General features: G+C 32.4%; 24 protein-coding genes and 2 tRNA genes. 23 read left to right on the top strand and 3 right to left on the bottom strand.

Annotation, left to right across the window (positions count from 1 at the left end):
• Genes BN1865_RS17210 through BN1865_RS18230 form a run of 8 tightly spaced genes read left to right on the top strand, consistent with a single transcriptional unit; the run spans position 1 to position 10215 of the window.
• Positions 1–2205, top strand: coding sequence for a phage tail tape measure protein (locus tag BN1865_RS17210; RefSeq protein ID WP_050638479.1), 2205 nt, complete (start codon positions 1–3; stop codon positions 2203–2205).
• A complete protein-coding gene (locus tag BN1865_RS17215) occupies positions 2202–2918 on the top strand; it encodes a hypothetical protein (protein WP_050638480.1) in 717 nt (238 codons plus the stop codon). Before BN1865_RS17210 ends, BN1865_RS17215 begins: the two co-directional genes overlap by 4 nt.
• Entirely contained in the window at positions 2918–8137 is a 5220-nt protein-coding gene (locus BN1865_RS17220) for a phage tail spike protein (protein ID WP_050638481.1), read from the top strand. The genes BN1865_RS17215 and BN1865_RS17220 overlap by 1 nt, the downstream gene beginning before the upstream one ends.
• Before the next feature lie 38 nt (positions 8138–8175).
• A complete protein-coding gene (locus BN1865_RS17225; protein ID WP_050638482.1) occupies positions 8176–8427 on the top strand; it encodes a hypothetical protein in 252 nt (83 codons plus the stop codon).
• Complete coding sequence (locus tag BN1865_RS17230) at positions 8427–8846, top strand: hypothetical protein (RefSeq protein WP_050638483.1); 420 nt, start codon at positions 8427–8429, stop codon at positions 8844–8846. Before BN1865_RS17225 ends, BN1865_RS17230 begins: the two co-directional genes overlap by 1 nt.
• Positions 8843–9025: a hypothetical protein gene (locus tag BN1865_RS17235; RefSeq protein WP_050638484.1), complete on the top strand. Its 183-nt coding sequence runs from the start codon at positions 8843–8845 to the stop codon at positions 9023–9025. Before BN1865_RS17230 ends, BN1865_RS17235 begins: the two co-directional genes overlap by 4 nt.
• A gap of 9 nt (positions 9026–9034) precedes the next feature.
• Entirely contained in the window at positions 9035–9322 is a 288-nt protein-coding gene (locus tag BN1865_RS17240; RefSeq protein WP_050638485.1) for a hypothetical protein, read from the top strand.
• 5 nt (positions 9323–9327) lie between these two features.
• Entirely contained in the window at positions 9328–10215 is an 888-nt protein-coding gene (locus tag BN1865_RS18230; RefSeq protein WP_102134077.1) for an NlpC/P60 family protein, read from the top strand.
• A gap of 493 nt (positions 10216–10708) precedes the next feature.
• On the opposite strand, the gene BN1865_RS17255 is transcribed toward BN1865_RS18230, so the two are convergent.
• Positions 10709–10782 (bottom strand) — tRNA-Trp (locus tag BN1865_RS17255).
• Between the two features lies 1 nt (position 10783).
• Positions 10784–10859 (bottom strand) — tRNA-Glu (locus BN1865_RS17260).
• Between the two features lie 99 nt (positions 10860–10958).
• On the opposite strand from BN1865_RS17260, the gene BN1865_RS17265 reads away from it, so the two are divergent.
• From BN1865_RS17265 to BN1865_RS17285, 5 genes are all read left to right on the top strand, one after another.
• The gene (locus BN1865_RS17265) at positions 10959–11324 is read left to right on the top strand and encodes a hypothetical protein (protein ID WP_050638487.1); all 366 of its coding nucleotides are present in this window, start codon (positions 10959–10961) and stop codon (positions 11322–11324) included.
• Positions 11325–11410: 86 nt separating this feature from the next.
• On the top strand, positions 11411–11686 hold the full coding sequence (locus BN1865_RS17270; RefSeq protein ID WP_050638488.1) for an HPr family phosphocarrier protein: 276 nt from the start codon (positions 11411–11413) through the stop codon (positions 11684–11686).
• Positions 11687–11795: 109 nt separating this feature from the next.
• Positions 11796–14102 (top strand): anaerobic ribonucleoside triphosphate reductase, encoded by a 2307-nt coding sequence (locus BN1865_RS17275; protein ID WP_050638489.1) that lies wholly within the window; start codon positions 11796–11798, stop codon positions 14100–14102.
• On the top strand, positions 14092–14613 hold the full coding sequence (gene nrdG, locus BN1865_RS17280) for an anaerobic ribonucleoside-triphosphate reductase activating protein (protein ID WP_050638490.1): 522 nt from the start codon (positions 14092–14094) through the stop codon (positions 14611–14613). Before BN1865_RS17275 ends, nrdG begins: the two co-directional genes overlap by 11 nt.
• Before the next feature lie 68 nt (positions 14614–14681).
• Positions 14682–15332 carry a putative ABC transporter permease gene (locus BN1865_RS17285; protein ID WP_050638491.1) on the top strand — a complete coding sequence of 217 codons (651 nt, stop codon included), beginning with the start codon at positions 14682–14684 and terminating at the stop codon, positions 15330–15332.
• A gap of 12 nt (positions 15333–15344) precedes the next feature.
• Here BN1865_RS17285 and BN1865_RS17290 read toward each other — a convergent pair whose 3' ends face one another.
• Complete coding sequence (locus BN1865_RS17290) at positions 15345–16256, bottom strand: alpha/beta fold hydrolase (RefSeq protein ID WP_050638492.1); 912 nt, start codon at positions 16254–16256, stop codon at positions 15345–15347.
• An 85-nt stretch (positions 16257–16341) separates the two neighbouring features.
• Here BN1865_RS17290 and BN1865_RS17295 point away from each other — a divergent pair, with 85 nt between their 5' ends.
• The 10 genes from BN1865_RS17295 to BN1865_RS17340 all read left to right on the top strand — a co-directional run bounded on the left by BN1865_RS17295 (position 16342) and on the right by BN1865_RS17340 (position 24097).
• Positions 16342–17118, top strand: coding sequence for a Cof-type HAD-IIB family hydrolase (locus tag BN1865_RS17295; RefSeq protein WP_050638493.1), 777 nt, complete (start codon positions 16342–16344; stop codon positions 17116–17118).
• Between the two features lie 10 nt (positions 17119–17128).
• Positions 17129–17977 carry an EamA family transporter gene (locus BN1865_RS17300; RefSeq protein ID WP_050638494.1) on the top strand — a complete coding sequence of 283 codons (849 nt, stop codon included), beginning with the start codon at positions 17129–17131 and terminating at the stop codon, positions 17975–17977.
• A 13-nt stretch (positions 17978–17990) separates the two neighbouring features.
• Positions 17991–18233, top strand: coding sequence for a hypothetical protein (locus BN1865_RS17305; protein WP_050638495.1), 243 nt, complete (start codon positions 17991–17993; stop codon positions 18231–18233).
• 12 nt (positions 18234–18245) lie between these two features.
• On the top strand, positions 18246–19235 hold the full coding sequence (locus BN1865_RS17310) for a dipeptidase (protein ID WP_050638496.1): 990 nt from the start codon (positions 18246–18248) through the stop codon (positions 19233–19235).
• Positions 19236–19341: 106 nt separating this feature from the next.
• Positions 19342–20406, top strand: coding sequence for an InlB B-repeat-containing protein (locus BN1865_RS17315; RefSeq protein WP_050638497.1), 1065 nt, complete (start codon positions 19342–19344; stop codon positions 20404–20406).
• Between the two features lie 199 nt (positions 20407–20605).
• Entirely contained in the window at positions 20606–20977 is a 372-nt protein-coding gene (locus tag BN1865_RS17320) for a hypothetical protein (protein ID WP_050638498.1), read from the top strand.
• Between the two features lie 13 nt (positions 20978–20990).
• Complete coding sequence (locus BN1865_RS17325) at positions 20991–21815, top strand: MurR/RpiR family transcriptional regulator (RefSeq protein WP_050638499.1); 825 nt, start codon at positions 20991–20993, stop codon at positions 21813–21815.
• A gap of 62 nt (positions 21816–21877) precedes the next feature.
• Positions 21878–22720 carry a fumarate hydratase gene (locus BN1865_RS17330; protein WP_050638500.1) on the top strand — a complete coding sequence of 281 codons (843 nt, stop codon included), beginning with the start codon at positions 21878–21880 and terminating at the stop codon, positions 22718–22720.
• The gene (locus BN1865_RS17335) at positions 22717–23286 is read left to right on the top strand and encodes a Fe-S-containing hydro-lyase (RefSeq protein WP_050638501.1); all 570 of its coding nucleotides are present in this window, start codon (positions 22717–22719) and stop codon (positions 23284–23286) included. Before BN1865_RS17330 ends, BN1865_RS17335 begins: the two co-directional genes overlap by 4 nt.
• Positions 23273–24097 (top strand): MurR/RpiR family transcriptional regulator, encoded by an 825-nt coding sequence (locus BN1865_RS17340; protein ID WP_050638502.1) that lies wholly within the window; start codon positions 23273–23275, stop codon positions 24095–24097. Before BN1865_RS17335 ends, BN1865_RS17340 begins: the two co-directional genes overlap by 14 nt.
• The last annotated feature ends 9 nt before the right edge of the window (positions 24098–24106 follow it).

A 24106-nucleotide genomic window follows, 5' to 3' on the forward strand; every position in this document is an offset into this window, starting at 1 on the left:
TTGGCAAAGAAAACACAAGCACAAATTGAATTCATTGCGATAACAAAAGGTTATCAGGATGGAATCAAACAATTAAATATGTCAAACAAAACCCTACAGAATGAGCTGAAATTAAATTCGACAGAATTAAAGGGCAATGCAGATGACTCAACTCTATTGCAGAAAAGACAGTCATTATTGCAACAGGAAAGTCAAAACACTGCACAAAAGATAAAGCTGCTTGAAGATTCTTTATCCGAAGCAGAAAAAACATTAGGCAAAAACAGCAAGGAATATTACACGCTCAACAATTCATTAATATCCGCAAAGAATCAGCAGGCTGCAATACAGAATGAAATCAAGCAGACAACTGCTAAGATGGAGGATCAAAAAAAGAAAACATCAAATCTCGATGAATCAATTGATGATTTAGGAGATTCCTTGAATGATACTGAAAAGGATGTGTCAGTTTTTGGCGATGTTCTTAAAGCTAACCTAGCAAGCGATGCAATCAAGGAGGGATTTAGCCAGCTGACTGACCTTGTTATTACAAATGGAAATGACATGGAAAGAGCAACTAATCAATTATCGGCATCACTTGGTGCAACAGATGAACCTTTAGAATCATTTCGTGAAACTATGGATCAAATCTATAGGGATAACTATGGTGAAAACTTTGATGATATTGCAGAATCCATTCGAGAGGTTTCTTCCCAGCTTGGTGATATGGAAAATGATGAACTGATTAGTGTTACTGAAAGTGCTATTGGGCTGCGTGATACATTTGATTTTGATGTTAAGGAATCAATACGTGCAGTAAAAATGATGATGGATCAGTTTGGATTAACATCTGATCAGGCTTTTAATTTGATTGCTCAAGGTGCACAGAACGGATTGGATAAAAATGGAGATTTGCTTGATACAATCAATGAGTATTCAGTTCATTTCAATCAAATTGGTATGGATGCTGATGATATGTTTAATGTTCTGTTAAAGGGAACAAACGCAGGAACATTCAGTGTTGATAAACTTGGAGATGCAGTTAAGGAGTTTAGTATTCGTATTAAAGACGGAACAGCGGATGAGGCATTAAAGAAACTTGGGTTAAATGTTGATGATGTCAAAAAAAGATTTGCACAAGGTGGTGAAGTTGGAAAGAAAGCATATCAGGAAATTAATCAAGCATTATTCAGTGTAAAAGATACAAATGAGCAGTTTAGTTTGGGAGTAACAATGTATGGAACAATGTTTGAAGATTTAGGTGCTGATGGAGTGCAGTCTCTTAGCAATTTAAACGGTATTATGGATATGAACATTGATTCTATGAATCAAATCAAGGAAGTTAAATATGATGATGTTCTTGCGCAGCTTGAAGGACTCAAAAGAGGATTTGAACAGGATATAAGTGGTACGTTATCAACTTTTGTTTTCCCAGCGTTAAGTCAATTATTAACGTGGGTTGGAGATAACAAGGATCTTATAGGTGCATTGGTATTAGGTATAGGAGCAGGAGCGACAGCATTTGGAACAATAACTCTTGCAATTGGTATCTATAATGGAATTATGGATATTATGGCTTTGTCCACTGGTGCTGCCACTGTAGCAACCACAGGGCTTGGAACTGCATTTACATTTGTAACAGGTCCAATAGGTATGATCACATTAGCAATTGGAGCAGCAGTTGCAGCAGGAGTTGCTTTATATAAGAATTGGGATACTGTATGCTCCTGGGCTAACAAGGTAAAAACAACGGTTGCCAATGCATGGAATGGAATAAAGACTGCTATTGTAGACAAAATAACTGGTGCAAAGAATGTCGTATCAAATGTAATTAATGCAATAAAAGGATTTTTCTCATTTAAATTTTCATGGCCAAAATTGCCATTACCTCATTTTTCGGTAAAACCGAAAGGATGGGGAATAGGTGATCTTTTAAAAGGGAAGATACCATCTTTAGGAATAAGCTGGTATGCAAAAGGTGGTTTTTTTAAAGGCCCAACTGTCCTAAGTGGATTAGGAGAGGCTGGGAATGAATATGCATTGCCATTAAATGATAGAACAATGACACCATTAGCAAGCCTACTTGCCGAGAAGTTGAACGGTATAGGATCATCTGTAGCACAGGATTTATATGCGGATATATATATTAATGTGGGTGATGGGATGTTGGTTGAAAATGTAAGCAAAAAAGTAGCAATCAAAGTAAGGAGGGAGAAGCGATCATGAGCGAAGTGATAATTAAACTAAATGATGAAACATTAACATTAAGTGAATATAACGCTGAATTTAATGGGTATGACTGTGATTTGGGAAGTGTAGAAACAAAAACATACAAAACAATGCATGGAACAAATGAAAGATATATAAATTCAATATTCAATCCACATGAATTGACCGTAGAGTTTATCGTAAGAAAATATAGCAATGTGCTAGCACTTGCTCGTATCCTTACTAATCCAATATTTGAATTTGTAGATGATGAATTAGTTTATGAATCATCAATTAATGAATTTGAATATGAATATATTTCAGGAGATGATTATCTCCTGAAATTGATATACAATGCATACATTTTTGAAAATAGATATTCAAATACACCTATTAAAGCAAATACAACTGTCAATATAGACAGTCCATCACCAACAGCAATTAATATAGAGGTAAAAGCTAATGAAACATTAGTGAATAAGGTTATTACACTTTCATATTTTGATTTCTTTACCAACAAAAAATATCAAAATGATATAAAGATCATAAGTCTAATAAATGGTAAAACTGCTTTGATAAATTCTGATAAATTTCTATGTTTCATCGATGAAAACCAACTCTATCTCAATAACATAAATATAAATCTGTATCCATATACAAAAGGTAAAATTGATGTAAGAGGAATAGATGAAACTCTTGAATTAAACATTATGTATAGAAAGGCATATTAATGTTAAAGCATGTTAGAACAAATAGAGAAATAGATATTGATAGAGATAGTTTTTTTATTACGATAGAGGAAAACGGAACAAAGCAGATAGAATTTGATATTTCAACAAATTACGATTTATTCTCTTTAATAAAAAATGAAGATAGAATTGAATATGATAATCTTTATTTTTTGGTAAAGGAAATTAGTGAAGAGGATTTTAATGCAACAATCGTTTGCAATTTAGATACAGATGATCTAAAAGGTGAAGTTCTACAAAGCTACAGAAGTGAAAGTCAAACGGAAATAAATGTATTAAACAGTATATTAAGCAGCATTGGATGGAAAGCAAGCGGAGAAACATCTAATCAGAAAAGAACAATTGAAATTGAAGATGCAACTAAATATGATATTATCTTACAGATTCAAAATACCTTTGGATGCTATACAGATTTTGATAACAAGAACAAGATTCTCTATGTATCATATCAAAAGGAATTTAATGAAAATGGATTCTTTGTATCAGAACAGGTCAATCTTAAAAAAGTTGAATATACAAGTGATACATATGATATTGTGACTCGTATATATGGATTTGGAAAAACAGATGATGAAACTGGTCAAACAGTTACATTTTCTTCAATCAACAATGGCAAGAATTATGTAGAGGATTTATCATTTAAAGGGAAAGTTATTTCAAAAATAATTCGTGATGATAGATTTACTGATCCACAGGCACTTTATGATTACTGCCAAAAAGAGTTGAATAAATATGCAAAACAAGTTGAATCATTTGAACTTGACATTATCGACTTATCAAAATTAAAAAGTGAAGAATATAGATTATTTAACTATAAGATAAGGGATATGGTTGACTATATTGATATTAGAAATAATCGAAGAGTTCTACATAGAATAGTTAAAATAGTAGAGTATCCATTTGCTCATGAAAAAGATAAAATCACATTAAGCACAGCATCAGATTCGATTGAAAACTTGATGACAAAAACTCAATCAAGCATTTCTCAAATAGGAACATCATTTCAGCAAAATCTAGTAGCTATAAATGCAAAGATTTCAGGAAAACTGGAAACAACTGAATTTGAAGCATTAAAAGCAAAGATAGAAGAATTAAACGTTCTAGATTTAAGCGCTACAGTCGCAAAAATTGAACAGGCTTATATAAGCAGACAAGATGTTGAATTGTCGTATGTAAAGAAAGAAATAGTTGAAGATTTGAACGCCAAAGTAGCAACTATAGAAACAAATTATGTAGACAAGCAATACGTCAATGAAAATTATGTTACAAAGCAATATGTAAACGAAAACTATGTAACAACACAATTTGCCAATCAAACATATGCAATCAAAAGTGAAGTTAAAGATTTAACTGTTGATATTGCTAAAATTAATACATTGTTATCTGGAAGCGTTAATGCAGGTTCTACACAGACTATTGTGTTGAACGCAGAGAACACAACTATAGCAAATGCACTTATTAAATCAGCAATGATTGATAGTCTTGATTTTAACAAAATTACAGGTATTGATATAAACACTACAAAATTGAATATACATTCCAATGATGGTTATTCAACTTGGAAAGACAATACTATTCTTATTAAAGATAGTACACGTACAAGAGTTCAAATTGGTAAGGATGCACAAGGAGACTATAACATCTATATCTGGGATAAAGATGGAAAGGTAATGTTTGATCCGTTGGGCTTAACCGCTGATGGAGTTAACAGAGAAGTTATTGACAACTCCAACGTAAAAGAAAATGCTGGTATTAAAGGTTCTAAATTAGATATAGATAGTGTTATTACAGAAGTAAATGGTGCAACAACAACTATTAAGTCTAGTAAAATCTACTTTGATGAAAAGAAACAGACTCTTGACGTTGCTTTCAATACAATGTCTAATACTGTTACAGAGACAACAAAGGTCGTTGAGACTGCCAATACGAATGCAAATAATGCATTATCTAAAGCGAATACTGCAATAACAGATAGTGCAAGTGCAAAGACTACTGCTAACACTGCTAAATCAACAGCAGATAACGCTAAAACTGTAGCGGATGTGGCTAAAACGACAGCAGATGGAGCAAACACTAAAGCAACAACTGCTAGTACCAATGCTAGCAATGCTTTAGCAAAGGCAAACCAACTTGAAACAAAAGTGACAACTGTAGAGAATACAGTAAAGTCACAAAGCACTCAAATAAGTACAGCACAAGGACAGATTAGCACTCTTATTACAGATGTCACTCAAGCAAAAAAGGACATCACGACAGTTACAGGGGATGTCACAACAGCAAAAACTAATATTACTACATTAACAAATAACTATAGTAGTGTTAAGCAAACGATTGATGGGCTTTCTACAACTGTAGGAAGTCATACGAGTAGTATTGCAAATATTAGCACTACTGCTAACAATGCCTTGAATACTGCAAACAGTAAAGCGAAGGTATTTACTGCTACACCAACAACTCCATACAAAGTAGGTGATTTGTGGGTACAGGGTGCTACAGGTGTAATTATGAAATGTAAGGTTGCTCGTGCAAGTGGTTCTTATGTTGCTGGTGATTGGGAAAAGGCTGATAAGTACACAGATGATGCAACTGCTAACAAAGTTAGAACTGACTTAACAGCAAGCATTAAAACAGTCGCAGACAAACAAGCAACTTTTGAGACATCCTTGAGTGGTATTACAAGTAGAGTAAGTTCTACAGAGACAACTGTTGCGACTGTAACTAACACAGTCAATAACAATAAAGCAAATTGGGATAAGGCGCCTACAGCATTAACAAATGCTAACAATGCACAAGCTACTGCAAATAGTGCAGTGCTTGGTAATAAAGTAGATGCATTAAATAATTCAAAATTATTTAAAAATGTAGCAAGTTATAGCTATGATGGTGAAAGTATAAAGGGAGCATTTGTAATAGTTACACCTATAGTTCCTTTGCATATGTGTCGATTTAGAATAACAGGATATAACTATGTAACAACTACAAACAACAACATAGATATAACAATCACATGCTATAACTATACATCATCAATTATTAATTGTTCTTATACAAATGATGGTAACGTTCCATTTAGTTTAGTTAGACTAGCAAAGGTTAGTTCATCTGATTCCAGATTAGTGATTATTCTTGGAAGTGGAACAGATACATGGAATTATCCAAAACTACAAGTTGAGAGTGCACTTGTAAGTTATTCGACTGTTGCGCCAGATACTTGGAAAGATGGTTGGAGTATAAGCTTAGTTACAATATTTCCAACTACATATACACATTTAGTGTCTGTTGGTGGTATGAATATACAAACAGAAATAACATCTACTAAATCTACTGTAGCAACCCATACAACACAACTTACAAATATTACATCTCGTGTGAGTACAGCAGAGACAAACATAACAAAAGTAAACGGAAATGTAACAGCATTAACAACTCGTATGAGTACCGCAGAGCAAAAAGTTACAGATAGCGCAATTGTTAGCACCGTTACTAAATCTAGTAGTTGGACTACGTTAAACACTAAGGCTACAGATGCACAAACAAAAGCAAACAATCTTGTAGACTTAACTACAATCAAGGATACAAGAAGTGTTAACAATAACCCTTCATGGTATTTATCTAACTATCCAAGAAAGACTGTTAAAGAATTTAAACAGTGTAGTACAATGGGGATTAGTGGAGAAGGCACTTATGGAACTCTAGAGACTAGTGTATCATGGCCAGATACAGGAGGAGGTTATCCTGTACAATTATTTTATCCAAACACCAGTCAAAATATTTATCGTAGGGTTGGGACTTCAACGACTGCTTGGGGTGCTTGGACTAAGGTCGCAGGAACTCATAATGCTATTTCTGTTATCAATCAAACTGCCGAGCAAATTAAAATTCAAGCGAGCAAAATAGCACTAGAAGGTCTTGTTACTGCAAATAGTAGATTTAAAATATTAACAGATGGCTCTATGGAGGCTGTTAATGGGAAATTTAGTGGAAATATAAATGCTACAAGTGGGAATATCTCAGGATTTACATTAGCGTCAAATAGGATGTATGCGACATCAACGAAAACTTTTGATTATACGAGCAATGATATTGAAACAATAAAAAACATTATTTTAGGAAGAGTTCCATCAACAGGACAATTCAATAGATATGATTTAAACGGTGATGGAGTTATCGATTCTATGGATCATTACTATATTGTAAAAATAATAAATGCTGGGAATAAAATTGATACAAGTCTATCAATATATCCAAAATTTGATACAGGAACAAATTATAACCAAGCTATATTTGAGGCTAAGGCTGATGGCTTTTTTACAACTAAAATAACAAGTACAGGTCAATTGTATAGTGACGTTGCAACATTTGATACTTGTTATGCAAATAATGCAACTCTTAAAGAGCTACATATCGATATGTATAATGGTTCATTTGATACAGGTGATCAGGGATTAGAAATATGGGGGAATACCCCATTTATTGATTTCCATCATGGCAATGATGCAGTTGATTATACATCGAGACTTATTTGCTATAACAATGGCGAGTTAACTTGTGAAAATGATTTTCGTGTGACAGGTACTTCTTATTTTACAAAATCGGTGAGACTGAGTGGTGCTCTTGTTTTAGCAAATGCTCAATATCTATATGGAATTGACACAGGTGGTACTTGGAGATGGATGACTGTTATGGGTGATAACAATGTTGAATACTTTGGTGACAACAGTTGTCAAACGTGTTTAAGAGGATCTAAAGTATATCTTAGCATGTCTGGCGCAACTGTCACGTCTGATAGACGTTATAAAAACAACATAAGAGATTTTGATAAGAGATATGAAAATTTCTTCAATGAATTAAAGCCACAAACGTTTAGATTTAATAAGGATAAAGAGAATCTAACAAACCTCGGATTTATTGCTCAAGATGTTCAAACAGCGATTAGAAATAGTAGTTTGGATGAGAATCATAATTTTGTATCAAAAGTGATTGATGAAGATGGTAGTGAGTTATTGGGACTTGTCTATGAACAATTCATTGCATTGAACACTCATATGATCCAAAAAAATATAGCATCTATAGAAAATATCAAATATGTTCAGATTGAACATGATAGACAACTCTCTAATCTAAAATATGATAATGAAAGATTAAAGAAAAAAGTAGAATTATTAGAACAAGAAATCAATCAATTAAAAGGGCTTGCGTAAAGTCCTTTTAATTATAAAAAAAACAAGGAGGATATTTTATGAATATTACACAACAAGAAAACACAAAGGTAATTTTGAAAGCGGATTTAACAGTAAAAGATGAAATAATCGGAAATCTTGAAGGAACGGTTTCAAATTACGATTATGACAACATTGGAATTAACATTAACATCTACAATTCTATGAAAAAGCAATTATGTGATAATGATGCAACATTAAAAGCAGATATTAACACTTTTATTGAAAGTGTGATTGCAAAGCAAAAAGAATTATTGGGAGGTACTAAATAATGGAAATGACAAACAGAGAAATGATTGGTCATCTTAACCAATTAGCAATTATCAATGAAAAGTTAGGTGGAGAACTTAACTACAAGATTTCTCGTAACAAGGAAAAGTTAACAAAGGAATATGAACAATTTGACAAGGCACGTCAAGAGGCTAAGAAAGATTATTGTGAACTTGATGAAGATGGCAATATTAAACAGGAGAAAGTTGATACTGATGATGAAAATTCAATCATGAAAGTTATTTTCCTTTCTGACGAAAAAGAAAAAGAATGGAATAAAGTTGAATTGAAGATGCTTGATGAAGAAAAAGTTAATATCGACATTAGAACTGTCAGTGAAGATGTTATCTTCAATTCAGAAGCAAGTCAGTACGCTACAGATGCAATGTTATTCATGATCAAGGAGGATGAAGAAAAATGAAAGAATTAATTGCAAAGGTTACAAAATTAATTGATGTAAAGTCAATTATGACTCTTACGCTTACAGGAGCATTTGTTGCTTTGGTAAGTGGTGGAAGCATTGATGGCGATAAGTTCATGGCCATTTATACAATGATTGTGGGATTCTATTTTGGAACACAGTCAAATAAAAAAGACTAGAGGTGCTTTATGACACCTGAAACTACAATTAGTTTATCTTTTCTAATGTCTATATTGTTGTTTTGTTTTACTGCTATTAATTTCTTTTCTAATCGCAAAAAAGATACAAGAGAAGAAAGTAGAGAACTTATGAAAGCTAATATCAAATTAGAACAAATATGTTCAACAACAAATGAAACAAGAGCAGATATCAAAGCAATGAATAATCAAATAGAAAAGATAAATCAAGAACAAATCAAACAAAGATTAGAAATTAATACAATATGGAAACGTATTGATGAATTAAAAGAAAGGTGATGTTTATGAAAGTACAGGATTTTATAAATAAAGCTGTAGAGGTTGAGAAATTACCTACACTTTATCAATTAGGAAAATTTATGAATAGTCAAAATGGAAAATATTTATTGTGTGACTGTTCGGGATTAATTAAAGGTATTCTTTGGGGATTCCCAAAGAATGGTAAATATGCGAATAATGGAGTTCCTGATATTAATGCTGATACAATGATTTCAAGATGTTCAAATGTTACAACAGATATGTCAAAACTTCAAAGGGGGTGGCTTGTCTGGATGAAAGGGCATATCGGAATATATGTTGGTAATGGTGTAGTTATTGAATCGAGTCCTATATGGGAAAATGGAGTACAGAGAACATATCCTAAAGGATGTGGAAAACAAAATGCTTATGGTCTTAAATCAAGACAGTGGACAAAATGTGGTAAATTTGATAAGTATATTGATTATTCTAGCGAAAGTGAATCTGCTCCTTCTAAGCCTAAAGACACAAAAGTAAATGTATTTTATCGTGTAAGAACACAAAAGCATGGATGGCTTAGCGAAGTAAATAATCTTGAAGATTATGCTGGTTATCAAGATAGCCCTATTACAGATGTTGCTATTAGAGTAGACAAGGGTAAGATAAAATATCGTGTGCATGTTAAAGGTAGTGGGTGGCTTGGTTGGATAACAGACTGTAATATTAAAGATTCTTCTAAATATGCTGGTAATGGAAAAGTGATAGACGCTATTCAGGTCTACTATTACACACCTGATTCAATTAGACCTTATAAACGTGCGAAGTATAAAACAAATTATGGGTGGCAATATGATATAGAAACCACAAGTGGTCAAGATGGTTACGCTGGTGTGTTTGGAAAGAACGTAACGAAATTATATGTGGAGATCGTTTAATGCAGTACGTCATAATTAAATATCCATCTTTAGACATACATAACACAAGGATGCCAATGTTTCTTTACACAGAACCGCTTAAGGTAATTAAAGAAACAGAAAACACTGTTATTGTACAGCACAATAACAGTGAGTTTTACACATATGAATTTAATAAGAAACATATAGAAAGATATTTATAGCCTATTCCGTTTTGGATTAGGCTTTTTTATTTTACAAATTTCGACATAAGAATAATGCTATAATTTGCAAAAAGGAGTGATTTCGATGTACATATATAATAGTAAGACTAGAAAATTTAAAGAAGTTCATCGCAGAAAAAATGCAGTTACAAAAATTGCAGACTGGCTAGAATGGAAATATTTGTTCGTATGGTTAAAATGGCAAATGCGTAAAGATGATTTTTAAAATTATATTTGAAAATTACGGACTTTATACGGACTTTTGATTTATAAAATAAAAAAACCTTGATAAATCAAGGTTTAAAGACTACTGGCAGGGGCGGCAGGAATCGAACCCGCGTCCACGGTTTTGGAGACCGATGCTCTACCATTGAACCACGCCCCTATGGTGACCTGTACGGGATTCGAACCCGTGAATGCATGCGTGAAAGGCATGTGAGTTAACCGTTTCTCCAACAGGCCATTTTCTGTTGCTTTGATATAATAACATATAAAAAAAGGAAAAGCAATAGTAAAAGTGACGAATTAATGATATTATAGTAAGGTATTGGAGGAAATGATATGTTTGGATTTGGTAAAAAGATAGAAATAAAAAAATTAGATATTAATGAAGGATATCGACGTTATGAAAAAAATCCTGAAAAGATTGTTATTATTTGTGCTGATGAAGTGAAGGATTTTGATGAATTACATATTGCTGATGCAGAATGTTTGCCACTTAGATTAATGGATAAGTTTGAAGATTATTATCCTGAAAAAGAATTGACTTATTATGTATATGCAATTAATCCGGCAATTAGTGAAAGAGCTTATAAAAAAATATATAAAAAGGGTTATAATGTCTATGATTTGGGTTGTTTTATTGATTATCATGAATTAGAAGAAGGACGTAATGCTAAAAAAAGAAATCGTCGTAGAAAGAAATAGAAATTTTTTATTTTGAGTGCATATTTTTTAACTCTTAGAATATCTTTATGGTATAATGTATATAAGAAGTAAGGGAGGAATCATATATGGCTCAAAGTTTAAAGTTTATAGTGACAGATCCAGTTGGACTCTATGCCACTCCTACTACAGAACTTGTGAATGCTGTTAAGCAATTTCATAGTGATGTCACATTACGTTATGGTAACAAGGAAGTTAATTTGAAAAGTATGATGGGAGTTTTGTCTTTAGGGATTCCAACAAAGGCCAAATTAGAAATTACTGTTTCTGGTGGTGATGAGAATCAGGCAATAGAAACAATCAAAGAAAAAATTAATGAACTTGGCATTTCAACAATTGAATAATGATGAAAAAGATACTTTTTGGGTATCTTTTTTTCGTGAGTAATCATTCGTTTGATTTGAGAAACATTTATGAATATGAGATACTAAAAATAGTGCAAGGAGGATACATATGATTGAATATATTAGAAAAAGAGATGGTCGTATGGATCATTTTGATGTTAACAAGATAGCAGGTGCTATCTATAAAGCTTTTCAGGCAACTGATGCTAAATATGATTTAGATAAAGCAATAGAAGTCGCTAATGAAGTTGAAGAAAAATTAGAATCTAGGCATAGTGAATTGCCTACTGTAGAATTGGTACAAGATACAGTTGAAGAAACATTGATTTCTAAAGGATATGTAAGAATTGCAAAAGCTTATATTTTGTATCGTGCAGAGCGTACACGTTCACGTGATCGTAAATCACGTTTAATGAAAACTTTGGAAGAAATTACTTTTCAGGATGCTAAAGATAGTGATTTAAAACGTGAAAATGCAAATGTGAATGCGGATGCACCAATGGGAACAATGTTAAAATATGGTGCAGAGGCTGCTAAACAATTTAATGAGATGTTTGTTTTAAATCCTATGCATAGTGCTGCACATAAATCAGGTGATATACATATCCATGATATGGATTTTTTAACATTAACCACAACATGTACTCAAATAGATATTATTAAATTATTTAAAGATGGATTTTCAACAGGTCATGGTGTATTAAGGGAACCTAATAGTATTACGACATACTCTGCTTTAACATGTATTGCTATTCAATCCAATCAAAATGATCAACATGGAGGACAAGCTATTTATAATTTTGATTATGGAATGGCTCAAGGTGTTCGTCGTTCATATAAAAAATGGTACTATAAAAATTTAGAAAAAGCTCTAGAACTTTTAACAGCTTGTGATGTGACATCATTAATGCAACAAATCAAATCATTATCATGTATTCCAACATTGGAAGATGAAGGTTATCTTGCATTAGAAAAAGATATTTTATTACAAAATCATATTGATGAACAAACAATTGAGAAGATTCAAAAATTTACACAAGAAAAAGCCTATCAGGAAACGGATAAAGAAACTTATCAGGCAATGGAAGCACTTATTCATAATCTAAATACAATGAATTCAAGAGCTGGAGCACAAGTTCCATTTAGTTCTATTAATTATGGAATGGATACAACGGCTGAAGGAAGAATGGCTGTACGTAATGTCTTACTGGCAACTGAAGCTGGTTTGGGTGGTGGAGAAACACCGATTTTTCCAATTCAAATTTTTAGAGTTAAAGAAGGAATTAATTATAATCCCGGTGAACCTAATTATGATTTATTTAAGTTGGCTTGTCGTGTTTCGGCAAAACGCTTATTCCCTAATTTCTCATTTATTGATTCCCCTTTTAATCTTCAATATTATAAAGGGACTCCTGAAACTGAAATTTCTTATATGGGTTGTCGTACAAGAGTGATGGGAAATGTCTTTGATCCAAGTCAGGAGATTAGTCCAGGACGTGGGAATCTGAGTTTTACATCTATTAACTTGCCTCGATTGGCAATTAAATCAAAGGGTGATATTGATGAGTTTTTTGAAAAATTAGATACGATGATTGATATTTGTATTGCTCAGTTATTAGAAAGATTTGAAATTCAGTGTAAGCGTCGTGTCATGAATTATCCGTTTTTAATGGGCCAGGGTGTATGGATTCATTCTGAAAAATTAAAATCAACGGATGAAGTACGTGAGGTTTTAAAACATGGAACATTAACCGTTGGCTTTATTGGTCTAGCAGAAACATTGAAATCATTAATTGGCTATCATCATGGTGAAAGTGAGAAAGCTCAGGTATTAGGACTCCAAATTATTGCTCATATGAGAAAACGTATGGATGAAGCTTCTCAAAAATATCAATTGAATTTCTCTTTAATTGCAACACCTGCTGAAGGATTATCAGGTCGTTTCGTGAAATTGGATCGTGCTATTTATGGGAAAATTGAAGGTGTAACAGATCGTGAGTATTATACAAATAGTTTTCACGTACCTGTTTATTATCCAATCAGTGCTTTTGATAAAATTAGAATTGAAGGGCCTTATCATGCTTTAACAAATGGGGGACATATTAGTTATATTGAGATGGATGGAGATCCTACTAAGAATTTGCCAGCTTTTGAAAAAGTTGTTCGTGCTATGCATGATGCCCATATTGGATATGGAGCTATCAATCATCCAGTTGATCGCGATCCAGTCTGTGGATATAATGGGATTATTGATGATGTTTGTCCAAAGTGTGGACGTAGTGAATCAGAACATGTTGGATTTGAAAGAATCCGTAGGATTACGGGTTATCTTGTAGGAACATTGGATCGTTTCAATGATGCTAAAAAAGCTGAAGAACATGATCGTGTGAAACATAGTTTAAAACATGAAGATTAGATTATATGGGACTGTCAATGATTCCATTGTTGATGGTCCAGGGTTAAGATATACAATCTTTACCCAAGGATGTCCACATCATTGTCCTGGTTGCCATAATCCTCAAAGTCATGATCCAAATGGCGGATATCTTGGTGATACAGATGAATGCTTAAAAGAGATTGATCAAAATCCATTGTTAGATGGTGTGACTCTTTCTGGTGGAGAACCATTTCTTCAACCTCAGCCACTGATTGATTTGATTCAGAAATTAAAGCAACGTCATTTGCATATCATGATTTATAGTGGTTATACATTTGAAGAAATCTTAAAATTGGGGGATGAAGCTTATCAGCTTTTATCATTATGTGATACATTGGTTGATGGTCGTTTTGTATTAGCGTTAAGAAGTTTGGAACTATTATATAAGGGGTCATCTAATCAAAGAATAATAGATGTCCAAAAATCATTGAAAAATCATCAAGTGATTGAACAAAAGATAAATGAATATGGAGAATTTGTTGAATATTAACAAGTTCTCTTTTTGTTTGCATATGATGTTGAATAATGGTATAGTATGTCAAAAGTGAGGAAGGATTTATGAATATTAAGAAATTTGCAAAAGGTTATAACATTTATAAACTCATTTGGATATTTTTGAGTTGTTCTTTTATTGGGGCTATAGTAGAGATTGTATTTTGTTATTTTACAATGGGAAAACTAATGAGCCGTAGCAGTTTACTGTATGGACAATTTTCAATTGTTTGGGGATTCGGTTGTGTTCTATTAACAATTTTGCTTCATAATATGGAAGGTAAGCGTGACTTGTCAATTTTCTTTGTTGGAACATTTGCGGGTGGAATTTATGAATATATATGTAGTCTTATCGCAGAAGGACTCTTTGGAGTAAGATTTTGGGATTATAGTGATATTCCTTTTAATGTAGATGGTCGCATTAATCTTCTGTTTTGTTTCTTTTGGGGATTAATTGCAGTTGTTTGGGTACAAAACATTTATCCTTTTCTATCTGAAAAAATTGAGCAGATTCCTGTTAAATATGGTAAGCAATTAACTTGGGTGCTTTCAGTTTTAATGGTTTGTAATATGTGTATTTCAGCTTTGGCTTTAATAAGAGCTTATCAGCGTCAGCGACATATTCCTCCACAATCAGCTATCAGTGAATATTTAGATGAAGAATATCCTGATTCATATATTGCTAAAAGATATCAAAATATATTACCTAAAAAATAAATCTTGGGATGTTTATTCCCAAGATTTTAATGTTTTTAGTATAAATTGATAGACTTCTTCTTTTTTCTTTTCATTAAGAATCTCATGTCTCATGTGTGGAAACAAACGATATGAAACATGTTGATAACCACAATTCTCCATAAATGCTACAGCTTCTTTAAATTTCTTTTCATTTGTTAAACAAGGATCATTCTCGCCTGAAATAAATTGAATAGGTAATTGAGGATTTTTCATCTGCCAATGTTCAGATGAATAAGTTTGTTGCATCAAACGAAATAATGATGTAAATCCATTTGTTGTAAAAGTAAAACGACAGAGTGGATCTTGATTATAACTTTTAATCACTTCTTTATCACTACAAATCCAGCTATTTGGAGTGCTTTTATCAAAATTCTTATTAAAAGCATCAAACCCAATTTTTTGAATAAGGGCAGATCGATAATGATCACCTTTGATACAAGTTATGATTTTTGTTAAAAGAAGACCTAATCCCGCAGCCGGATTTTGACTTGGACTTCCACAAACAAATAAACCGTCAATATCTTGATCATATTTTTGACAATAGCATCGTACGACTAATGAGCCCATACTATGTCCAAATAAATAACATGGTAATAATGGATATTGTTTTTTAATCCATAAAGTTAATTGGTGAACATCCTCAACAATTCCAATCTCTCCCTGATGATAAAAGTAACCTAAATCATCTGGTTTCAAAACACTTTTTCCATGTCCACGATGATCATGAATAAGACAGACATAGCCTTGCTGACAAAGATATTGCATAAAATCATCATATCTTTCTTTATGTTCACACATACCATGTGATATTTGAATAATTCCTTTAGGATGACTAGGTTTCATTATTGTGACATCTATTGGCAATTGATCAAATTCAGATTTTATAATTAAATGTTCTTTCACACGCTTCACCTCTTTTTCATTATACATGAAAAGGGTGGGAAAATCATGGTCTTTCTAGTATAATATTATCAAAGAGGTGAAAAGTGTGAAAAAACCAATGTTGTGTTTTGATGTTGATGGGACATTACGTGATAATGTTCACCATCAAGTAAGAGAATCAACTTTGAAAATACTAAAACAATTAAAAGCAAAAGGATATAGATTGGTCATATCTTCAGGAAGAGGTGTTGATTCATTAATGAAAACAGGACTTATGTCGATGATAGAATGGGACGGTTTTGTTTGTAATAATGGTCAAAAGGTTTTAGATGCTTCTGGTCAGGTTTTGTTTCAAGCATCAATGAAAGAATCAGCGGTTTTAAAAGTTTTATCGATTGCTAAAGAATTAGATTATGCTGTTGTCTTAAAATCAGCAACAAGAGTCATTTCTAAAGAGGCGGATGAATATGTTTTAGAGTCACAAAGATTTTTTAATAATGTAATTCCACCAGTAGGCACATATGAAGGACAAAGTGTTGAAGCCATGATTGTTTATGGACCACGAGATTATGATTATGCTCCTTTTTTTACTGTTGAAGGTGTTAATGTTTTACCAGGTGAATCAACATATGCTGATATTACGATTGCTAATATCAGTAAAGCAACAGGAATTCATCATTTATTAAGGTTATATGATTTAGATGAATATATTGCTTTTGGAGATTCTTTAAATGATATGGAAATGTTTCAGCATGCTGCTATTTCAGTAGCAATGGGACAGGGAAATCAGCAATTAAAGGATATAGCAACATATGTAACTTCACCGATTGATGATGATGGGATTTTAAAAGCCTGCCAGCATTTGCGATTGTTAGAAAAATAGAGGTGGACATATGTGGATTATTAATGCATTTTTGTCAGCTTTTTTTGCAGGGATAACTGCCATTTTATCTAAAATGGGATTAGAAGATTTATCTTCGCATTATGTAACAGCGTTAAGGACAAGTGTTGTCCTTATATTTACTTGGCTGATGTATTTTGTAACAGGAAGTTCTATGCAAGGTATCAACACTTACAATCTTACATTTATTCTTTTATCTGGAGTGGCAACAGGAATTAGCTGGCTATGTTATTATCGAGCATTAGCTTTAGCAGACGTATCACAAGTTGTACCAATTGATAAATTGAGTACATTTTTAACAATGATTTTTGCTTTCCTTATTTTTCATGAACAAATTACATGGTTAAAAGTAGCTTGTATTTTATTAATGTTTGTGGGAACTTATATGATGTTAAAACGACCTCAAAATCAGCAATGTGGTAAAAAGTGGCTAGTTTATGCATTACTTTCGGCTATTTTTGCTTCTTTAACGGCTATTTTAGCTAAAATTGGTATTCAGGATGTTGATAGCCAGAGTGTTACTGCTCTAAGAACGATTGTCGTTGTGATTATGGCATGGATTGTTGTGAGTGTTACAAAGAGTTATCAACCAATGAGCTTGTTAAATAAAAAGCAGTTAGGAGCAATCTTTTTTTCAGCATTGGCTACAGGATTATCCTGGCTATGTTATTTTGCAGCATTGAAAGAAGGACCAGCAAGTGTTGTTGTTCCTATTGATAAATTAAGTATTGTTATTTCTATTGTTTTTGCAACTGTTGTTTTGCATGAAAAACAGTCATTGAAAACAGTGGTTGGATTAATATGTATTGTTGTTTCAACATTATTATTACTGATAAACTAAAGGAGGAAATAAGATGACAAAAGAAGAAGCTGTTTTAAAAGCACATCATATGTATGCTTATGAAACCAGTGAACAATCTGATCTAGAAAATCATGATTTTGATGCATTATGGCAAAGTATTTATGATGTTTGTCAATTGGCTACATATGGTATTTTAGATGATTTAAGTGAAGAAGAATTGAAAGAAGCTATGGATTGGTTGACACAGACACAATCTTTGACTGAAAATTATCAAAATACTCAAATTTATTTTTAAAAGGAGAAGCTTATGAAAGTGATAGATATGCATTGTGATACGATTTATGAAATTGATCGTTTACAAAGACTTGGAGAAGATGTTGGATTACGTGATAATCAACTGAATATCAGTTTAAAAAAGATGCAAAAAGGAGATTATTTATTACAGAATTTTGCGATGTTTACCCATCTTGGTAAGACACCTGATCCGATTGAACATGTCCAACATTTAATTGATACATTTTATTGTGAATTAGAGAAAAATAAGGATTTGATAAGAATGGTTTATTCATATGATGATATAGAAAAAAATCGTCAGGATCATCTCATGAGTGCGCTTTTAACATTAGAAGAAGGAGCCGTTGTCAATAATGATTTATCTTATTTAAGAAATTATTATCGCTTAGGGGTCCGTATGATTACGCTGAATTGGAATTTCCCTAATGGTATTGGATATCCTAATTTTGATATAGAAGGAGTTACACATGGATATCATGTATGTGATGAAGAACATGGCTTAACACCTTTTGGTATAAGTTATGTTCAAGAATGTGAAAGATTAGGTATTATCATTGATGTGTCACATTTATCAGATGCTGGATTCTATGATGTGCTTAAATATACGACTCAACCATTTGTCGCTTCTCACTCAAATGCTCGCCAAGTTTGTCATCATGCCCGTAATTTAACTGATCATATGATTCAATTGCTGGCACAACGTGGAGGGGTCATGGGAATTAATTTTGCAGCTGATTTTTTAGATGAAAATGAGACCGAGAATGCTTTATCAAAAATTGATTCAATGGTGAAACATATTTTGCATATTCGTGAAATTGGTGGAATTGACTGTATTGGATTGGGTAGTGATTTTGATGGTATTCCTCAAAATCTTGAACTAAAAGATGCCTCAGAAATGCCAAAACTTGTTATTGCATTGCAAAATGCAGGATTGAGTGAAGAGGATATTGAAAAGATTTTTTATAAAAATGTCTTAAGAGTTTATAAGCAAGTTCTTAAATAAATAGAGAAAAGGATTATCGACAAAAAAATGCCAATAATCCTTTTTGCGTATAAAGATGAAAAAATTGGAAAGCATATGTGTATAAACCAAGCAAGGAGCATACATAATGAAAAAATATGTTTTCTTATTATTAGGAGTTTGTTTATTATTAAAGCAAGTATCTCCTGTGTTAGCAAGTGAAACAACAACACTACAATTAGATTCTCATCAGCAGTTAACAACAACGATTGAATCAAATCAACAAGTTGTTAAAATTGTAAATCCCTTAGCCTATGATCTTCAAATTTGTGCTTTAACAATCAGTGAAGCAGATCAATTGATATTTACATTTGATGATCAACAAAATCTCACTTTTGAAGAATTAAAAGCAAAAATATTCACCCAAATCATATTATCAAATCAAAGTATAGAATTTTCATTTCAATTTAAAAATGATACTCATCAGCAAATAACAATCTTTTTAGAGTGGTTATCAATTATGGTGAGTGGTTATGTTTATATTGATAATCATGGACAGAGTGAACCGAAAAGCCAAGTTAAGATTGATTTATGGGAAGAGAATAATCTTATTGATACAACTTATACTGATGAAAAAGGATATTATCAATTCAAGCGATACAACACTCAGCAGTATTGGTTAAAAATACCTGATTTAGACCAATATACACTTCAACATACACCATCACAACAAAAATCAGCTTATGTTTTTACTTCTCAGGAATTTACTCAACATTATGATTTTCTGTTAACACCGCTCACTTATCACTTGTATTATGATACAAATGGTGGAGAAATCACTTCACCACTACCCCAAAAATCTTATTCATTTAATGATTCAATATCAGTTACATCTTTTCCGATATTAAAAAGAGATGGCTATTCTTTTAAAGAATGGAATGAAGCTAAGGATGGAAGTGGTATAAGTTATCAAAATAATGACATTTTGATAATGCCTGCTCATGATGTGACTTTATATGCAATTTGGGAAAAAACAGATCGTTCAAGTGCAAAAAGATCATCTCAGTCAACCAAGTCGTTGAATCCAAAAAAACAAAAGGAACATGTCAAGACTTCAGATGATACATCAATAACAATTATTGCTTTATTGTTTTTAGCAAGTTTATCTATTTTAATTGTTTTAAAAGTTTTAAAGAAAAAAGAAAACAAATAAGGTGGGAGTCCTCATTTGTTTTTTATTTGATATCAGTTTGGGAAAGGATATCATGAAGTAGTCATTATTTGAAGGGAAAACAAATATTTCTGACTACATGTATAGTATATAATGAATATATGGTCAAAATTCAAAAGAAATGTAAAAAAATATGTGATTTATTGTCGTATATGCGTTATAGTATTAATAGGGTGATAATATGAAGAAAATAATAATGGTCGTTATCTTTTGTTTAATGTGTGTAGGTTGTGGCAAAGAACCTATTTCCAAAGTGACTGAAGAACCTATAACAAATCAAGTTGTAAACTATTATAAGGGAGAAGTTATCTTGCGTCTGGTTTATACAGATGATTTTCCTGATGGATTTGAATTTCAGTTTGAATTAAATGGTTATGGTCTTGGTGAGTTTGCTCGTTTTGAAGATGATTCTCATAAAACGGCTATTGGACAAGAAAATGAAGATGGGCATTCATATTATTTCACAATCAAAGCAGATAAAGTTATCGTTGCAGAATCTGATGGTCAAAACAGTTTAGGAATTGATTTATCGGGAGAGTATATAAAGAAATAAAGGAGAACCATAGATGAAAAGTTTATTTTATCGATTAATTATATTTTTAGATACAGCTCAGGAAAATGATACAAACTATAACATTGCCTGGTTTATGGCCAATAATTTTTATCGAATAGCAGATATGCGTATTAGTGAGTTGGCAGCAGAATGTTTTGTTTCTCCAGCAACTATTTCACGTTTTTGTAGAGCACTGGGATATGAAAATTTTGCGCATTTGAAACAAGAATGTTATACATTTCATTCAAATGATAAGAAGTTTAATAATCTTATTAATATTCCATTAGAAACAATGAAAAATGATCCTTCACAGGCTACACAGGAATATGTTGAGCAGGTTATACACTATATTTCGGATTTACCACATATGCTTGATTGGAAGGAAATTGATGAAACACTACGATTAATTCATGATTGTGATTCGGTTGCTTTCTTTGGAACACAGTTTTCCCAAAGTGCTGCACTACATTTTCAAACTGATCTTTTAATGTTAGAAAAGTTTACAATGGCGTATATGGATTCGTCACGTCAATTGGATTGTGCAAAGGAACTGACAAAAGACAGTGTAGCAATTATCATGACTGTTAATGGTTTCTTTACAGGTAGCAGTTTTAAAATTTTACAATATATAAAAAAATCAGGTTGCAAGGTTGTTTTAATGACATGTAATCCTGAATTAGATATTAAGATTCCAGTAGATCATATGGTATTATTGGGAAATTCAAAAAATCGAAAAACGGGGAAACACAGTTTATTAACGGCAGTTGAATTGATGTCATTGCGTTATTATTGTTTGTATTATCCATCAATACAAGAATTAAAGGGGCATATCCTTTAATTCTTTTCTTGTTCTTGGATATAAAATTATATATAATAGACCTAACAAAGAAGGGGATAAAAATGAGAGAAATAAGTCGAGATAAAATCATTCAGGAAGTCAAAAGATTATGTATGGAGGCAAATTATTTTTTGCCATGTGATGTTACAGAGGCTTTAGAGAATGCTTATCAAACAGAAGATTCTGTATTATCACAACAAACACTTGAAATCCTCAATAAAAATGCTGCAATGGCAGCAAATTCAGCATCGCCAATTTGTCAAGATACAGGAATGGCTTGCGTGTTTGTAGAAATAGGGCAGGATGTACATGTAACAGGGTCATTGAGTGAAGCAATTCATGAAGGTGTTAGACAAGGTTATGAAGAGGGATATTTGCGTAAAAGTGTGGTTGATGATCCGATGTTTGATCGTATCAATACAAAAGATAATACACCTGCTATTATTAATTATGAAGTTGTCGAAGGAGATCACTTAAAGATAATTGTCGCACCAAAAGGTTTTGGTAGTGAAAATATGAGTCAGGTGAAGATGCTGAAACCAAGTGATGGGGTTAATGGCGTTAAGGACTTTGTCCTGAAAGTGGTTAATGATGCAGGTCCTAATGCCTGTCCACCAATGGTGATTGGTGTTGGAATTGGTGGGTCATTTGATCGTGTCACTCTTTTGGCTAAAAAAGCAATGTTACGAGAAATTGGAAGTCATCATCAAGATCCACGATATCACGCATTAGAAGATGAACTATTAGAAAAGATTAATCAAACAGGTATTGGACCAGCTGGATATGGTGGCAAGACAACTGCTTTATCTTTGAATATCGAGACATATCCAACACATATTGCTGGAATGCCTGTGGCAGTTAGCATCTGCTGCCATGTTGCAAGACATAAGGAGGTTATACTATGATTTATCATTTGGTTACACCTTTAAAAGAGGCAGATGTTTTAAAGTTAAGAGCAGGCGATCAGGTATTTTTGTCAGGGGTTGTGTATACTGGAAGAGATGCTGCGCATAAGCGTATGGTAGAATTGGTTGAGCAAGGAAAACCTTTACCTTTTGATGTTATGGATCAAGTTATTTATTATGTAGGACCAACTCCATCTAAACCAGGCGCGGTTTTTGGAAGCGGTGGACCAACCACGGCTGGAAGAATGGATGCTTATGCACCATTATTACTTTCATTAGGGTTGCGTGGTATGATTGGTAAAGGATATCGTCAACAAAGTGTGAAAGATGCAATTGTAGAAAATAAAGGTGTTTATTTTGGTGCGATTGGTGGGGCTGGAGCATATATTAGTCAATGTGTTGAGTCATGCGAAATTATTGCTTTTGATGATTTGGGGCCTGAAGCTATTCGTAAATTAGTTGTTAAAGATTTTCCATTGACAGTCATTATTGATAGTGAAGGTCATGATTTATATGAAATAGGAAGAGAAAATTACTTAAAGGAGCATAACAATGGCGATTCATAATTATAACGAAGTCGATATTTTATATACATTGATGTCATATGTGAATGTTTCTTCTTCACAGGATATGTATTATACTATTGCTCATACAATATTGACTTATTTAGAAAAAATACCAGATATTAGCATCAATGACTTAGCTGATTTATGTTATACATCACCAGCTACGATATCACGTTTTTGTAAAGATTTAAATTGTAAGAGTTTTGCTAATTTTAAACATGAAATTGCTATTGCTTTAGAGATTTCTAAAGATGAAATTCATTTAGAGTCACATGATGAAAGTGAAGCTAAAAGAAATCCACAATTTATTGTAGATAAAATATATAATGAAACAATTGATTCATTACAGAAAGTTCATCAAAGTATCAATATTCATGAAATTGATAAAATCTGTCATATGATTCATCAGGCAAAAAAAGTTCATATGATTGGATACCAATTTAATAAAATTATTTCCAATGATTTTCAGATGAAAATGCTTAAACTTAGAAAGTTTATTTATGCTTTTGTAGAACGTGGTGATGAAATTCAGCGTTTAGATATGATTGATGAAGATAGTCTTGTGATTATCATTACAGTTCGTGCAAGACAGCAATTGATTGATTCTTTAATTGAAAAGACTTGTGAACACCATCCACAGATTTTATTAATCACAATGAACAAAGAATATCAAAATGATAAAATTGATTATATTTTCACGATTGATGGAACAGAAAGTCGTTATAGTGAATCATCAATGCAGGGAACCATTAATTTTTTAAGTTTATTAGATTTAATTTATGTAAGATATGGATTGTTATATAGAAAGTAGGGAGTAGAA

The sequence above is a fragment of the Candidatus Stoquefichus sp. SB1 genome (assembly GCF_001244545.1).
Taxonomy (GTDB): Bacteria; Bacillota_I; Bacilli_A; order Erysipelotrichales; family Coprobacillaceae; genus Stoquefichus.